This is a genomic window from Priestia sp. KCTC 13724 (assembly GCF_056820425.1).
Genome location: NZ_JBXDLD010000077.1, coordinates 1 through 13,685 on the forward strand (window position 1 = coordinate 1; position 13,685 = coordinate 13,685).

Here is a 13,685-nt window from a genome sequence, read left to right on the forward strand (position 1 = left end):
AAATGAGAACATGAAAATTGGGTCCTTGTATGTTTCTTTAGATAGGTTTTATGAAATTGATTCACATATTTAAAAAAGGTAAAATGCATATTAAACAGTCACAACTTTATACCTAACTAATATAACAGAAAATACTCTATTTTTTTACTTTTCATCATAAAGATTACTGATTCAAAAATAGGGAATAAAATTGATATACGTTTTTTATTATTACATATGGACATTCATTATAGATTGAGGTTTTAAAGGAGTGCTTTATAGATGACAGTTGAACAAATACCTTGCAGTGTATCAAGAGTTGTAAAATCACAGCATATCTTCCCTAATGATTTAAATAATCACTATACGTTATTTGGAGGGAAAATTGTAGCCGATATGGACATGATTGCATCATTATCTGCTACAAAACATTCAAGAAAACCGTGTGTTACAGCATCGATTGATCACGTCGATTTTATTGAACCTGTGACGGAAGAAGATTTCATATCATATGAGTCTTTTGTTGTACTAACTGGCAAAAGCTCAATGATTATCTTTGTAAAAGTAATCGCTGAGAATTTAATTACAGGTGTTAAACGAATTGCAGCGACTTCTTTCTTAACGTTTGTTGCTTTAGAAGATGGAAAGCCTGCTACTGTACCAAAGGTTGTAGCGCAAACAGAAGAAGAAAAAAGCCTACAAGCGATTGCATTAGAACGCAAAAATAATAAACGTACACAAATTGAACAAAGTAAATCCGTAGCAAAAATTCTATCAAAAACATTGCGCAGTAGTAATTGAAAAGAGTCCCCATTTGGATGGGGACTCTTTTCAATTACTATGTTCAAAATCATGAATAACTTCTCTTATTGCTTTTCCTCGTTTAACAAACTATCAGCGAATACCCCCATAGCTTCTTTTAAAAATTCAGCTAAACCTTCTCCGAATTGGTCAATGTTCTTTTGAAAGCGTTCATCTTGAATATATAATTCTCCTAACCCTTTAAATGCTTCTGGGGAATACGTCGTAAAATTACGATTCAAGAAGTGAAACCATTCTTGTATAGCTTTTTGAACCGATTCTGATGATGGTGATTGATTCATCAGCTTAGCTATCTTTTTATAAATCTCATTTGCTTCTGCTGCTAAATCCGCTTGTTCGCCTTTCGTCATACCTCTAACTTTTTTATTCGCTTCGTTTACTTTTTCGTTTCCCCATCGCTTTTTAGCTTCTTCTTCATAAGGATTTTCACTAAAATCAAACCCTTCGAATCTTTGCTTATTAGTCATTGATTTTTCTCCTTTCATTGACTTAATCGTTTGTTCAGTCATGGCAATCATACGATTAAGTCGATTCCTTTTTTCAATTAGAAGCTGTTGATGCAACTCTAACGCTTCTTGTTTATTAAAGGAAGGATCATAAATGACTGCTTTAATTTCTTTTAACGAAAGCCCTAGTTCTTTAAATAATAAAATTTGTTGCAGCATCTCTAAATCATCTTCAACATATAGCCGGTATCCTGATTCAGTTACCTCAGTAGGCTTCAATAAATCAATATCATCATAATGATGAAGGGTGCGTATACTAATACCCGCTAAGCTAGCTACTTCCTTTACCTGCATAGCCATTTTCAATCCCTCCTCTTAATTAGTAACGATAAAGTATGACGTAGCGTGAGAGTCAATATTTTTCATCATTACTATTCATTGCCTTCCCCTTTTTATGACTGAATTCAAAATAAAAAGCACTTTTATCAAGTGCTTCTACTTCTTATTATAATAGATTTTTAAATTCTCTAGCTCGTTAGCAGATTTAAATTTTTTATTCGTCGAAATTTGATGGTTTGAAAACAGCTTTTTTATTTCTTCACTATTTTTCCCAAGTAGTGTTGTCAGATTAGTCATCATTTGAAGATATTGTTCATCGGTTATTTGCTGAGTTGCATGGAGGCAGCTTCCTACTAAATAAGCTAGAGCTGAATTATCTATATTAATGGTAATATCTACTTTTGCGTTTCCACTATCACTTACTAAGCTTTTCATGATAAACCTCCCCGTACTAACCGCTATTCACTCTTCATTAACCTAAGCGAATTTTCACTAAATTCGCTTACTAAAGAGTCCCCCTTAGATTAAAAGATTAGGCCGCTATCAGACTGATCTAGGCTCTGCGACTGTTTTGATCTTTTTCCTTGCCCTAGGTTAATATTAACGTTGGAGTTTCCACTGTTGCTAATGATATTTTTGTTTCCATCCTCATTATTTGTGCCCCCACTTGGACGAAAATTTGGATTTATTTGTGGCCTTCTGCGCTGGTTATTCATCATAACATCCCCTTCCTAATTATGTTTAATACTTATGTTCTACTATATGTAATGGGAATTTATCATGTATAGGTGTTTGTCTTAGGACAATCGTGGAGTTTTGTCCTAAAGTTTCTAGATACAAGCCTGTTTTCTATCAAGAAAAAGAGACAGCCCTACCTGGCTGCCTCTTTATACTACCGTTCGACGCTCTAAATTAAATACGTTCACTCGCTCATCGTCGAATCGGCTTAGCAGAGAGTCCACTCCATATTCTAATGCAAAAGCTCGCTCATTTTCAGAGATTGGGACTGCTTGTAAAAACGCAACCTTTTTATCTGATAGCTCAATCGTAGAAAATGTATCCCATAAAAATGGCGGAATCAATAAAATATGCTGCATATGAAGGCTATGATCGAAAGAAGTAATAATATCTTTATAAATTGCCCCTGGAAAGATTGAAACATGTGACTTCATCATATGAAATACACACTTGCTTAAAATTTGTGGGAAGGGTGCAAATGAAGAATGACATGCTCCTACAATTTCAATGCGAAGTGGAATACCGCCCACCGTGTATCCTGTTGGACAATGATACCCTCCCAACGTTGCATATGCTGTTAAGTCTGAACGGGGGTGATTGCCTGTTGCTAAAACATGTACGCTGTGTTTTTTTCTCTCATCCTCAAATTCGTCAATACGATCTTTCCCTCCAAAAACTTCAACTGCTTTATGTATAATTTGTTCATCATCTTTTGAGTAATTAGTCATCAAAAAGCCTCCTTGCTATCAAGCTTACAAAGCCTCTACTGTACAGGATATACTACCAAACGAAAAATCGATAGCGATGCGATAATTTGTGAACAAAATGTTATCTGTTCGTAATATATCTCTTGGAAATGATTTTCACAATCGCTATTTCATACTCCTTCTAAACTATAGGCAAGTTCCCAATCAAAAGAAACTGAATATACTGTGCTAGATAAATCGAGAATTGAACATGTGATATTATTTCCCGTTGCCTTTACACACTGGTCATGTCTCAGATATTTGTGGAATATAGATAAAAACTCACTCTTATTCTTTCAGGAGGATTATTTCATGACTGAACATTTATTACTAGCCTTTGGTTTAACATTAATGGCAGGTCTCGCAACAGGAATAGGAAGTATTTTAGCTTTTTTTGTATCTACAACGAATACAAAATTTCTATCAATTGCACTCGGTTTTTCAGCTGGCGTTATGATCTACGTATCCATGATTGAAATTTTTGTAAAAGCACAGGATTCCCTTGTAGGAGCACTTGGTAAAGTATCTGGAAATTGGGTAACGGTTGGTGGTTTTTTTGCTGGAATGCTCTTGATTGCAATGATTGATAAATTTGTCCCAAAACAAGGAAACCCACATGAATTAAAGACCGTAGAAGACATGAAACAACCAAGAGTGAAAGACACTGCTCTTTTAAAAATGGGAACATTTACTGCTTTAGCAATTGCCATTCATAATTTCCCTGAAGGAATTGCTACGTTTACGTCGACTCTTCAAGATCCTTCTTTAGGAATTGCTATTGCAGTAGCAATTGCTATTCATAACATCCCTGAAGGAATTGCTGTTTCGGTACCCGTTTATTTTGCAACAGGTGATAAGAAGAAAGCATTTAAACTCTCTTTTTTATCAGGTCTTTCAGAGCCTCTAGGAGCTATTGCTGCATATTTTTTACTCATGCCTTTTTTAAATGACGTTATGTTCGGGGTTATCTTTGCCGCAGTGGCAGGAATTATGGTCTTTATTTCTTTGGATGAACTTTTACCTGCTGCTCAGCGATATGATGAGGCTCACCTTTCTATTTATGGACTTATCGGCGGAATGGCTATCATGGCCATTAGTCTTCTTCTATTCATATAGAAAAAGAGTTTGGGACATAACAAAATGATTGCTTCTAAAAGACGAACACTCGCTGTTCCCATCTCTTTAGTTTGTCTCAACACGTTCGTTCCATTGCGCTACGGCCACTCGCTTTCCGCGGGGAGGAACCTGAGCTTCCTCGCTGCGCTGCGGGATCTCCGTTTTCCCTCTCTTTCCCGCAGGAGTCGAGTGTCCTATGCTCCATTCCACCCTGTTTTCACAATCAACCAAAAAACCTGAACGATTAAAAGTGAGGAACTCTCAATCGTTCAGGTATAGTAGAGGCTGAACTACTTATGTCTCAGTCTCTTTTTCTTACGGTTGAATAATTTGTAACTTCTTAGGATACTTCGTTAACGTTTTATTTCCATCTTTCGTAATAACTACATCATCTTCAATACGTACTCCACCAATGTTAGGGATATAAACGCCTGGCTCAATGGTATAAACCATGCCTTCTTTTAGTATGTCATCATTCGTACGGTTCATAGAAGGAAATTCGTGTACACTAATTCCTAATCCGTGACCTAGTCGATGTGGAAAGTATTCTCCGTATCCCGCTTCCGAAATAAGGTTACGCGCAATCATGTCTAAGTCCCCAATTCTTGTACCGGGCTTTGATGCAGATAAAGCAGCTTCTAACGCCTTATTAACCGTCTCATACATATGCTGTTGTTTTTCAGTAATTTCGCCAAATGCCACTGTTCGCGTAATATCCGAACAATATCCATCTAACACAACGCCTAAGTCAAATAAGACCATGTCACCTTTTTTTAGTGTACGTAGCCCAGGATTACCATGAGGATCACCCGTTTTTTCTCCAAATAACACCATCGTAGAAAACGACATCTCGCGAATACCTTTTCGCTTTAATTCATATTCAATTTTAGCAAGAACGTCCATTTCCGTAACGCCTTCTTTTAAAGCAGATACACCTACTTCAACACCATAATCAGCGAGAGCTGCTGCTTCTTGTAAAATGTCAATTTCAGCTTGCGTTTTCACTACCCTTAATTCGTTCATTTTTTCTTCTACGCTTTCAAATACAACATCTTGATACAATGTTTTTAACTCTTCACTTCGCAGGAAAGATAGCTGCTCTTTTTCCACTGCTAAACGACCAATATTATTAATTTCTCTTTTATGTAATGCGGCACGAATTAGCTCCCAAGGGTTTTCATGATCTTCATATCCAACAACATCATATTTCCACCCTGCACTTTTTGCTTGATTAACTTCCATAAAAGGACAAACAAGTACAGGTTCAGTATTTGGAAATACAAATAGGCCTAAAAGTCGTTCATGCGGATCCGTATAAAAATTTGTTAAATAAAATACATTTTCTGTTGAAGAAATAAATGCAGCATCATAGCTTTTTTCAGAAAGCCAAGAAGCCACGTTGCTTAAGCGTTCATTCATCGCATATAACTTCCTTTCTTAATCTTTTAAAGTTATTATACCATAATTTCACTACTTTCTCGACTAGTGAAACAACGTCTTTAGGCACAAAAGAAATTCTAGTTTATATACTATTTTGTACTGATTCGCTAGGTTGAATAATTACTTTTTTAAGCCATTGATTATTATACTGATAAATAAGATGGTAATCCCCTCCGGTAAAATATTGCTCCTGGAACATCTCTTGGTTTTTTAAAAATCCAGGGTCACCAATAAAATAATGTCCTTCGTTTAACCTAAATGTTTGAATAAACGAACTTATTCCTTCTTCATCTACATCATCATCAATGACTATTTCAACCGAGTTGCCATTGCTATGAAAATCAAATTCACCTGTTTGATTAAGCCGTACGACTGGTACATTAAACTCGCCTACTGTCAAAAATTGTTTCATTCCCTTCAAAACTTCAGATTCATGATCATCAAATAACAGGTAGTAGTTAAACTTATCCCCATCTGCCTGAAGTATGTTTGCAATTAGCTCAAAATGCTCTTTGCTTTGCTCATCATCAAACATGACAACGAATGACTCGTGATAAGATACCATTTGAAAAGGCGTCATTATCTTCTCTTTAAATCGTAGCATCAATTGTTCACAGCGCTTTCCCGTCACTTTTGCTCCTTTAATTGTTCCCACTCCATATGTTTTCCAGTGTGAAACAGCTTTTTGTGGAATAACGACTATATTTGAAGATGATACGTATAAGCTCATTTCCCCATCTCCTTTGCCATTCTGCATTTTTTCACCTTTTACTAATTAGAGACTTTTGGCTCATTCACCTGCAAAAAACGTATAAATTCATTAAAACCTTTTTGTTTGCTTTAATCTTATAGAATAAATACCTAGATACACACCTAGCTTTTACGATTAAAATGGCTAATACTTGCTAATCATACAATGTGATGGTAATTTTATATAAGAATATAATTGCTATACTTTTCAATTACTTTAAAATGATAGGTGAGAATATTGGAACAACGTGAACATCGCAAACGACATAAACAGAGAAAGAAAAAGCGAATGAGAAGATTTTTTCTTTTTTGCTCTGTAGTACTGATTACTTTAGCTGGATATGTTTTTTATCAATATCAACAAGGGTTGGCTGAAGCAGACGGCGACTTTCAAAAAGATGGACAATTTGAATTTAACGGTAAAAGCGCCAATTTAGATACTATGAACGTTCTTCTTTTAGGGATTGATTCGCGCGGGGAAGAACATTCACGTGCTGATACAATTATGATTGCGCACTATGACAAGGATAATAACCAGCCAAAGATTGTATCTCTTATGCGAGATAGTTATGTAGATATCCCCGGGTATGGAAAAAATAAAATCAATGCAGCATATGCATTTGGGGGACCTGAGCTTTTGCGCAAAACAATAAAGGAAAATTTCGGTATCGATGTGAATTACTATGCGGTAGTAGATTTTAAAGGCTTCTCAAAAGTTGTAGATACAATTGCTCCAAATGGTATTGAAGTTGATATTAACCAAAGAATGTCCCATGGTATCGGGATGACCTTAGAACCGGGAAAGCAGACGCTTCACGGTGAAGAACTATTAGGCTATGTGCGATTTAGACATGATAGTCAAAGTGACTTTGGACGGGTTCAAAGGCAGCAAGAAGTTTTAGGTAAACTTACAGAAGAAGCATTATCGCTTCAAACAATAGCTAAAGCACCTAAGTTATGGGGAATTATTGATCCCTATGTGGATACAAATGTACCTCCAAAGACCTTCGTATCTATAGGAAAAGATTTCTTACTTGGAAGCTCAAATGAACTTGATTCGCTTCGCATCCCTGTTGACGGTGCATTTACCAATGAACGTGTTTCAGGAGCAGGCGCTGTACTACGATTAGATCTAGAAAAGAACAGGCAGGAAATTCAAACATTCTTAGATTAAAAAGACCCAAAAAGCAGACAGTTTTCTGCTTTTTGGGTCTTTTTTTTATGTTCATACATATATTAGTTACGCTACGGAAACACGACAACGAAATCCGTGTCTACTGGAGGGACCAATGTGAAACTATATCAATATGCTCAGCGTAAAACTGATTCTATGCTTTATCAGTCTTATCATTTCAACACCATTCTTTCTCAGACGGGAGATGTAAAAATAAATTACATTTCATTAGCACCTTATGATTACGCGCCTAAAACTGAAGCCACGATTCCCAAACTACTCTTAATTATAAGCGGAGAAGGATGGATTGCTAACAGTGAAGGTCGAATTTATGTTAATTTCGGAGAAGCTGTATTTTGGAAAGCCGGTGAATACGTTGAATTTGGTAGCGCGGATGGAATGACCTGTATTAGTATTGAAGGCTTTGAGCTTTCTCCAGACACGTGGCTACAAGTACTACATAAAGGTACGACCTCATCATAAAGAAAGCCGAGTCATTGCTCGGCTTTCAATTAATTTCAGTCTGATACTAACCCCTTTTTAACCAAGAACTTGCGGGCTACCTCTTCTGCTGTTTTCCCTTCAGCATTGACTTCATAATTCATTTTACGCATTTCTTCATCATTGATTTTCCCTGCTAGCTTATTGAGAATCTCCTTTAACTCAGGATGCTCTTTTAACGTTTCTGCTCTTAAGACAGGCGCACCTTGATAAGGGGGAAAGAACTTTTCATCATCTTCTAGAACTGCTAAATCATACTGTTCAATTTCTGGGTCTGTTGCATATGCATCCAATAAATTAATATCACCTGTTTGAACTGCATTATAGCGAAGCTTTGGTTCCATCGTTTTAACATTGTTTAACGCTAAGCCATACTCTTTTTGAAGACCTGCATATCCATCTTCTCGATCCTTAAATTCAAGGGTAAAGCCAGCCTTTACGCCGATAATAGGCTCAGCAATTCGCTCATGCCTGGTTAAGTACAGGCCAAGAGGTACGGAAATTAATACTGCAATTAATAGCGCTAGTACGGAAATTTGAACATGTTCAAGCAGTGCTTGAACATGCGCATCTCCCCTTTGTTCTAACAAAGTAGTTAAGCCATTCATTATACCACCGCTCCTTCTTTTGATCTATTAGTAGACAAGAAGGCAAGGATGTTTTTGCTCGTTACAATACCAATTTTTTTCGAACCTTTATAAACACCAACACAATCGTGCTTTTGTAAAAGCTCTACAGCTTCGCCAATAGATGCAGATGATTTTAAATGTACAGGAGCTTCAATCTTTTCAAAATCTTGCTGATTTGTTTCATTAACAAATACTTCTAATGGTTGAAGCAATACGCTTCCCTGATTACCGATAAATGATTTTACGAAATCATTTTTAGGGTTTTGAACAAACTCTTTTGGTGTGCCAATTTGAACTACTTCCCCATCTTTCATTAAACAGATACGATTTCCAAGAGTCATGGCTTCGCTAATATCATGCGTAACAAAGACGAATGTCTTTTTTATCTTTTCTTTTAAAGCTAAAACGTCCTGCTGCAGCTGATCACGACTTAGCGGGTCTAGTGCACTGAAAGGTTCGTCCATAAGAATAACAGGAGGATCGGCTGCGAGAGCTCTAGCTACACCAATGCGCTGCTGTTGCCCACCTGAGAGCTCAAAAGGCTTGCGGTTTCGGTATTGCTTCGGGTCCAGTCCAACCAGTTCCAAGAGTTCATCTACACGCTTTTTGATTTTATTCTTTTTCCACCCCTTCATCTCAGGTACTACCGCGATGTTTTCCGCAATGGTCATATGAGGAAATAAAGCAATTTGCTGGAGGACATACCCAATTTCCCAGCGCAGCTCATTAATGTTGTAATCCGTTACTTTTTTATCCGCTATGTATAAATCACCACTAGTCACATCATGAAGACGATTAATCATTTTAAGCGTCGTTGTTTTCCCACATCCACTAGGACCAATAAGAACAAAAAACTCCCCTTGCCTTATTTCTAAATTAATGTCTTTGACAGCTGTGGTGCCATCTTCATACTGCTTTGAAACATTTTTAAATGTGATCAAATTTAGATGCACTCCTCGTTCAGTTTTTATCGATAACCTCTTTTACCCTAGTTTTCTTCCCATTAAACATTTTTACATTTTATCTATTTTTAGGAAAATAAATACTTTGATGAGTACAAAAAAACGAGACCCTTAAAAGGTCCTCGTTTTACTACACGTATTATGCTAGCGACAGGGATTGAACCTGCGACCTCTTGCTTACCATGCAAGTGCTCTACCTACTGAGCTACGCCAGCGTCAATCGTAATTATATCATATTTTTCTATTCTTTGAAACATTTTATTTCATTTATTATCCAAAATGTATCTATCTGATTCACTATAATCTACAAAAATTCAAATGAATGTAAGAATATCTAACAATAAAAATGAGAATTTTCTAAAAATGAGTTACACTGGTAAAACATTCAAGAAACTAGAAAGGAAGAAGATAAATGGACCAACAACAAACGCTTAAAAAATCTCCCCCAAAAACACCTTATCCGCGTAACTGTACGTTTAGCAAGGAGGATTGGACGACTCTTTCGACCTATTGGTATCCCATCGCACAAGCAGCTGAGGTAAACGAAAAGCCGCTTAGCGTTAAGCTATTAGATGTCAATTTAGTTGTATATCGCACTAAAAAACAAGTTGTCGTAGCTCGAGACCTCTGCGTTCATCGTGGCACTCCCCTTAGTATGGGTTGGGTAGAAGAGGAGGAAATTGTATGTCCTTATCACGGATTTCGCTATAACACAGAAGGAGCTTGTACATCGATACCAGCGCATCCTGATGCAAATATATCTCCTCGCCTCTGCATGACGGTTTACCCTGTTATCGAGCAATTTGGACTCATTTGGACATCGTTAACAGGCGAAATGGATAACATTCCACAGTTTCAGGCTTGGGATGACCCTGACTTTCAACAAATTGTTTGTCCTAGCTTTGATATAGGGGGTTCGGCAGGTCGACAGATGGAAGGCTTTTTGGATGTTGCACATTTTGCCTGGGTTCATACGGATACATTTGGCGATCGAAACAATGCCTTTGTTCCCAGATATAAGGTTGATAAAACAGACTATGGTTTAAACGTGGAATACTTAAGCACTGTAAGCAATTACTCTAAAGAACAAGCACACTTAAATCCAGAAAACTTTAAATGGCTGCGGGTATTTGACGTGTACCCACCTTTCACTGCTACACTAAAAGTTTATTTTCCTGAAGGTGGCCAGCTTTGGATTATGAATGCGGTTTGTCCAGTTTCCGCTCGTGAAACGCGCTTATTTGTACCTATTGCTCGCAACTTTGACAAAGATTCTCCTGTTGAAGGTGTTTATGACTTTAACCTTCGGGTATTCGATGAAGATCGCGAAATGGTTGAAAACCAAAAGCCCGAAGATCTCCCTCTTGATTTACAAATGGAAGCTCATATCGCAGCTGACCAAACATCCATTGCTTATCGAAAGCTACTAAAATCAATGGGGCTAAGCTTTATTTATACAAGTTAATTAAAAACGCGTCAGGCTAAAACTTGACGCGTTTTTATTACTCATATTTAATTCGAGCATACATGCATAAATCAACAAACATCCCTTTTGACTTTTCAACTTTTCGCAGAGTTCCCTCATACTGAAAATGATTTTTCTCTAGTAAATGAATGGACGCCTTGTTTGCTGGCTCTACTTTAGCCGATACCCTAACCATATCAAGGCTCACAAAACCATAATGAACCAATTGTTGAACTACCTCTGAACCATATCCTTGTCCCCAAAATACTTCGTCTATTTCATAGCCAATTTCTACATGCTGGTTATGAGTATCTATTTGATTAAATCCGCATGAACCAATAATCTTTGCTTGCTCTTTATGAAAGATTGTGTAGCGTAGTGCTTTTTGTTCCTTCGCTAGATTCTGTAGAAAAGCAATCATTTCCCTTGCTTGCTTTTCATCACAAAAAGAATCAATATTCATGAATTCAGTAACTTTTTGATTAGACCAAATTTTAAAAAGCTCCGGTGCGTGCTCAAGTTGGATTGGGGTTAGACAAATACGTTCACCTTGAAGAGATTGCCACATAACTCCTCATTCTCCTTTCAAGACTCATCATACTTTTTCACTATACAACGAACATATTCATAAAAAAAGGTAGAGTTTGGGACATAACAAAATGATTGCTTCTAAGAGACGAACAATAGCTGTTCCAATCTTTTTGGTTTGTCTGAACACGTTCGTTCCATTGCGCTACGGCCACTCGCTTTCCGCGGGGAGGAACCTGAGCTTCCTCGCTGCGCTGCGGGATCTCAGTTTTCCCTCTCTTTCCCGCAGGATTCGAGTGACCTACGCTCCATTCCACCCTGTTTCCAACATTGTTTTCACAATCAACCAAAAAACCTGAACGATTAAAAGTGAGAAACTCTCAATCGTTCAGGTTTATCATTGGCTGAATTACTTATGTCCCAGCCTCTACCTTTTTTATTTTATTTAGCAAACTGTTCTCTTTTAACAGCTTGTTGGTCTTGTGTAACTCCGCTAACTGTTACTCGCTTCATAAAGAGCGATAAGACTAATGCCACCACTATAAGTATCGATGAAATTAAAAATGAATCATTGATCCCTTCAACCATGGCCTGCAGTCCAATTTGCTGTTGCAAATCAGCCGTTGGTGCAACGGCTCCATTACTCATTGCCTCTTTTGCTAATTCTTCTGCATGAAATTCTGTGCGGTTAGACATAACCGTTACAAGTAAAGCTGAACCAATAGCTCCTGACACTTGTTGTAACGTATTATTCATCGCTGTGCCGTGCGGATTAAATTGCTGTGGAAGCTGATTTAATCCGTTTGTCATAATCGGCATCATAACCATTGACATACCAAACATACGAGCCGTGTATAGGATAATTAGCTCCGTATATGTAGTTGTCAATGATAATTGACTAAACATATACGTCGTAACACCTGTGATAGCTAACCCAATTACAGCTAGCACGCGTGCGCCAAATTTATCAAACAGCTTGCCTGTAATTGGAGACATAATCCCCATCACTAAGGCTCCCGGTAATAACAATAATCCTGAATCTAAGGGCGAAATCCCTCGAGCACTCTGTACGTACATTGGTAGCAATAGCATTGCAGAGAATAATGCCATCGTAATAACAATTGAGATGGCAGATGACAATGCAAACATTGGATATTTAAAGATACGAAACTCTAGCATTGGTTTTTCAAGCTTAAACTGGCGAGTAATAAATAAAACCAACCCAATTACTCCAACGATAATCGTTCCGTATACTTCTAGTGATCCCCAGCCTTTATCTCCAGCTGAACTAAACCCGTACAGTAAACCACCAAATCCAAATACAGAAAGAATTAAAGAAAGCTTATCTAACTGAATATCTACCTTTTCTTTTTGATCTTTCAACAAGAAAAATGCTAATACAAGAACAACAAATGCAATTGGCGTCACAACGTGAAACAGCATTCTCCAGTCATAATGCTCAATTAACCATCCTGAAAGAGTTGGGCCAATTGCAGGTGCAAAAATCATCACCAATCCAAAAATACCCATTGCTCCCCCGCGCTTTTCAATTGGAAAGCTCGTTAACAGCACATTCATTAATAGCGGCATCATAATAGCTGCTCCTGATGCTTGAATAACACGTGCAGCTAACAATACTCCAAATTCCGGCGCTACTCCAGCTACTACTGTACCCGTTGTAAAAAGAGCCATCGCTGTTAAAAACAAGCCACGGACCGAGTATCGTTGAATTAAAAAAGCAGTGGTTGGAATCATGATACCATTGACAAGCATATAACCTGTCGTTAACCACTGAACGGTTGATGTTGTTACTCCTAACTCATTTTTTATAGATGGTAAAGCAATGTTTAATAATGTCTCATTAAGTAATGAAATAAATGCTCCTATAAGTAAAATACCAATAATTCCATATGGTGGTTTTTTTGTAGTTTGCATAAAATTCCTCCTCTCACTAAACCGTAAGTATATTTTTTTATACTATAAGTTCACATATTGTATATTATACCTTCAGTTCATTTTTTGCAACAAAAAAAAGCTGTGATTTTAAAAG

16 protein-coding genes, 1 tRNA gene and 1 pseudogene are annotated in these 13,685 nt (G+C 37.2%); 5 read left to right on the forward strand and 13 right to left on the reverse strand.

Annotation, left to right across the window (positions count from 1 at the left end):
- Nucleotides 1-261 precede the first annotated feature (261 nt).
- The gene (locus AC1UFB_RS11375) at nt 262-780 is read left to right on the forward strand and encodes an acyl-CoA thioesterase (RefSeq protein WP_025910803.1); all 519 of its coding nucleotides are present in this window, start codon (nt 262-264) and stop codon (nt 778-780) included.
- 65 nt (nt 781-845) lie between these two features.
- On the opposite strand, the gene AC1UFB_RS11380 is transcribed toward AC1UFB_RS11375, so the two are convergent.
- The 4 genes from AC1UFB_RS11380 to AC1UFB_RS11395 all read right to left on the reverse strand — a co-directional run bounded on the left by AC1UFB_RS11380 (nt 846) and on the right by AC1UFB_RS11395 (nt 3,052).
- A complete protein-coding gene (locus AC1UFB_RS11380; protein WP_100347077.1) occupies nt 846-1,607 on the reverse strand; it encodes a MerR family transcriptional regulator in 762 nt (253 codons plus the stop codon).
- A gap of 135 nt (nt 1,608-1,742) precedes the next feature.
- A complete protein-coding gene (locus tag AC1UFB_RS11385; protein WP_025910801.1) occupies nt 1,743-2,021 on the reverse strand; it encodes a hypothetical protein in 279 nt (92 codons plus the stop codon).
- 89 nt (nt 2,022-2,110) lie between these two features.
- The gene (locus tag AC1UFB_RS11390) at nt 2,111-2,302 is read right to left on the reverse strand and encodes a hypothetical protein (protein ID WP_100347076.1); all 192 of its coding nucleotides are present in this window, start codon (nt 2,300-2,302) and stop codon (nt 2,111-2,113) included.
- A gap of 171 nt (nt 2,303-2,473) precedes the next feature.
- Entirely contained in the window at nt 2,474-3,052 is a 579-nt protein-coding gene (locus AC1UFB_RS11395) for a suppressor of fused domain protein (RefSeq protein ID WP_061786026.1), read from the reverse strand.
- A 330-nt stretch (nt 3,053-3,382) separates the two neighbouring features.
- Here AC1UFB_RS11395 and zupT point away from each other — a divergent pair, with 330 nt between their 5' ends.
- Nucleotides 3,383-4,186 carry a zinc transporter ZupT gene (gene zupT / locus AC1UFB_RS11400; protein WP_025910798.1) on the forward strand — a complete coding sequence of 268 codons (804 nt, stop codon included), beginning with the start codon at nt 3,383-3,385 and terminating at the stop codon, nt 4,184-4,186.
- 66 nt (nt 4,187-4,252) lie between these two features.
- On the opposite strand, the gene AC1UFB_RS11405 is transcribed toward zupT, so the two are convergent.
- From AC1UFB_RS11405 to AC1UFB_RS11415, 3 genes are all read right to left on the reverse strand, one after another.
- Nucleotides 4,253-4,396 carry a hypothetical protein gene (locus tag AC1UFB_RS11405; RefSeq protein WP_482589243.1) on the reverse strand — a complete coding sequence of 48 codons (144 nt, stop codon included), beginning with the start codon at nt 4,394-4,396 and terminating at the stop codon, nt 4,253-4,255.
- 105 nt (nt 4,397-4,501) lie between these two features.
- A complete protein-coding gene (locus AC1UFB_RS11410) occupies nt 4,502-5,605 on the reverse strand; it encodes a M24 family metallopeptidase (protein ID WP_076512762.1) in 1,104 nt (367 codons plus the stop codon).
- 103 nt (nt 5,606-5,708) lie between these two features.
- The gene (locus AC1UFB_RS11415; protein ID WP_025910796.1) at nt 5,709-6,356 is read right to left on the reverse strand and encodes a hypothetical protein; all 648 of its coding nucleotides are present in this window, start codon (nt 6,354-6,356) and stop codon (nt 5,709-5,711) included.
- Nucleotides 6,357-6,665: 309 nt separating this feature from the next.
- On the opposite strand from AC1UFB_RS11415, the gene AC1UFB_RS11420 reads away from it, so the two are divergent.
- Nucleotides 6,666-7,550 (forward strand): LCP family protein, encoded by an 885-nt coding sequence (locus AC1UFB_RS11420; protein ID WP_482589275.1) that lies wholly within the window; start codon nt 6,666-6,668, stop codon nt 7,548-7,550.
- A 117-nt stretch (nt 7,551-7,667) separates the two neighbouring features.
- Nucleotides 7,668-8,033, forward strand: coding sequence for a cupin (locus AC1UFB_RS11425; protein ID WP_100347074.1), 366 nt, complete (start codon nt 7,668-7,670; stop codon nt 8,031-8,033).
- A gap of 35 nt (nt 8,034-8,068) precedes the next feature.
- Here the strand turns inward: AC1UFB_RS11425 and AC1UFB_RS11430 are convergent.
- From AC1UFB_RS11430 to AC1UFB_RS11440, 3 genes and pseudogenes are all read right to left on the reverse strand, one after another.
- A pseudogene (locus AC1UFB_RS11430) lies at nt 8,069-8,488 on the reverse strand (glycine betaine ABC transporter substrate-binding protein); the annotation flags it as partial.
- A 170-nt stretch (nt 8,489-8,658) separates the two neighbouring features.
- Complete coding sequence (locus AC1UFB_RS11435) at nt 8,659-9,621, reverse strand: ABC transporter ATP-binding protein (RefSeq protein ID WP_482589245.1); 963 nt, start codon at nt 9,619-9,621, stop codon at nt 8,659-8,661.
- A gap of 163 nt (nt 9,622-9,784) precedes the next feature.
- Nucleotides 9,785-9,857 (reverse strand) — tRNA-Thr (locus AC1UFB_RS11440).
- 197 nt (nt 9,858-10,054) lie between these two features.
- On the opposite strand from AC1UFB_RS11440, the gene AC1UFB_RS11445 reads away from it, so the two are divergent.
- A complete protein-coding gene (locus AC1UFB_RS11445; protein ID WP_328101865.1) occupies nt 10,055-11,107 on the forward strand; it encodes an aromatic ring-hydroxylating dioxygenase subunit alpha in 1,053 nt (350 codons plus the stop codon).
- Nucleotides 11,108-11,144: 37 nt separating this feature from the next.
- Here AC1UFB_RS11445 and AC1UFB_RS11450 read toward each other — a convergent pair whose 3' ends face one another.
- The 3 genes from AC1UFB_RS11450 to AC1UFB_RS11460 all read right to left on the reverse strand — a co-directional run bounded on the left by AC1UFB_RS11450 (nt 11,145) and on the right by AC1UFB_RS11460 (nt 13,570).
- Nucleotides 11,145-11,675: a GNAT family N-acetyltransferase gene (locus AC1UFB_RS11450; protein WP_025911376.1), complete on the reverse strand. Its 531-nt coding sequence runs from the start codon at nt 11,673-11,675 to the stop codon at nt 11,145-11,147.
- A gap of 40 nt (nt 11,676-11,715) precedes the next feature.
- Nucleotides 11,716-11,952, reverse strand: a complete 237-nt coding sequence (locus AC1UFB_RS11455) for a hypothetical protein (RefSeq protein ID WP_482589248.1) — start codon at nt 11,950-11,952, stop codon at nt 11,716-11,718.
- 124 nt (nt 11,953-12,076) lie between these two features.
- Entirely contained in the window at nt 12,077-13,570 is a 1,494-nt protein-coding gene (locus tag AC1UFB_RS11460) for a DHA2 family efflux MFS transporter permease subunit (protein ID WP_062686964.1), read from the reverse strand.
- Between the last annotated feature and the right edge of the window lie 115 nt (nt 13,571-13,685).

Excerpts from the sequence above, each read along its gene's own strand:
- AC1UFB_RS11375 (WP_025910803.1), top strand. The coding sequence starts at position 262 with ATGACAGTTGAACAAATACCTTGCAGTGTATCAAGAGTTGTAAAATCA.
- AC1UFB_RS11380 (WP_100347077.1), bottom strand. The coding sequence starts at position 1,607 with ATGGCTATGCAGGTAAAGGAAGTAGCTAGCTTAGCGGGTATTAGTATA.
- AC1UFB_RS11385 (WP_025910801.1), bottom strand. The coding sequence starts at position 2,021 with ATGAAAAGCTTAGTAAGTGATAGTGGAAACGCAAAAGTAGATATTACC.
- AC1UFB_RS11390 (WP_100347076.1), bottom strand. The coding sequence starts at position 2,302 with ATGAATAACCAGCGCAGAAGGCCACAAATAAATCCAAATTTTCGTCCA.
- AC1UFB_RS11395 (WP_061786026.1), bottom strand. The coding sequence starts at position 3,052 with ATGACTAATTACTCAAAAGATGATGAACAAATTATACATAAAGCAGTT.
- zupT (WP_025910798.1), top strand. The coding sequence starts at position 3,383 with ATGACTGAACATTTATTACTAGCCTTTGGTTTAACATTAATGGCAGGT.
- AC1UFB_RS11410 (WP_076512762.1), bottom strand. The coding sequence starts at position 5,605 with ATGAATGAACGCTTAAGCAACGTGGCTTCTTGGCTTTCTGAAAAAAGC.
- AC1UFB_RS11415 (WP_025910796.1), bottom strand. The coding sequence starts at position 6,356 with ATGAGCTTATACGTATCATCTTCAAATATAGTCGTTATTCCACAAAAA.
- AC1UFB_RS11420 (WP_482589275.1), top strand. The coding sequence starts at position 6,666 with ATGAGAAGATTTTTTCTTTTTTGCTCTGTAGTACTGATTACTTTAGCT.
- AC1UFB_RS11445 (WP_328101865.1), top strand. The coding sequence starts at position 10,055 with ATGGACCAACAACAAACGCTTAAAAAATCTCCCCCAAAAACACCTTAT.
- AC1UFB_RS11450 (WP_025911376.1), bottom strand. The coding sequence starts at position 11,675 with ATGTGGCAATCTCTTCAAGGTGAACGTATTTGTCTAACCCCAATCCAA.
- AC1UFB_RS11460 (WP_062686964.1), bottom strand. The coding sequence starts at position 13,570 with ATGCAAACTACAAAAAAACCACCATATGGAATTATTGGTATTTTACTT.